Here is a 693-nt window from a genome sequence, read left to right as displayed (position 1 = left end):
AGGAAAAATTGAACGCTTTAATAGAATCATAGATTCATTCATCAGTGAGGCTGTCATCGAAAAGCCAAATACACTTGATCGTCTGAATGAGCTTTTCCAAGTGTGGCTGGCTGAGTGTTATCAGAATAAGCCTCATTCTGCACTTGGGGAGAAAATCAGCCCGGAAACGGCATTTCGTTCAGATAAGAAAGCGATTCGGTTCATCGATTCGGATATGTTGAGTAATGCATTTCTCCATTGTGAAACGAGGAAAGTCGATAAATCAGGATGCATCAGTTTCATGGATCAAAAATACGAGGTGGGCCTGACATTCATTGGACGACAGGTTGAGGTTGTTTATGACCCTGCGAATATCGAGGAGCTTACCATTGAGTTCGAGGATCATACTCCTTGGAAAGCCAAGAAGCTTATCATAGGGGAAAGAGCTGGGAAGCGTCCTGCATTACCTGAGCACCTGCAGGTGCAGGATGTAGAATCTTCAAGACTATTAAAGGCAGCTGAACGAAAGAACCAGGAACGTCAGATTGAACAGAAACCTGCCGTGACCTTCAGTGCCGTTTGGAAGGAGGATGATTCTCGTGTTTGAGGCCTTCTATGAAATGGATAACACCCCTTTCGCCAGAGATCTTCCGACTGATCAATTGTATGATTCCTCCATGATGCAAGAAATCCTTGGAAGGCTGAAGTACACAG

1 protein-coding gene is annotated in these 693 nt (G+C 44.4%); it reads left to right on the top strand.

Annotated features, from left to right (window positions below):
• On the top strand, nucleotides 1-586 hold a 586-nt coding region (locus tag NCCP133_RS21825; protein ID WP_264807319.1), incomplete at its 5' end, for a Mu transposase C-terminal domain-containing protein.
• Nucleotides 587-693: the final 107 nt, after the last annotated feature.

The organism is Cytobacillus sp. NCCP-133, assembly GCF_026011715.1.
Taxonomy (GTDB): domain Bacteria; phylum Bacillota; class Bacilli; order Bacillales; family Cytobacillaceae; genus Cytobacillus.
Note: the sequence above shows the minus strand (reverse complement) of the source record. Positions and strands in the feature narration are given on the sequence as shown.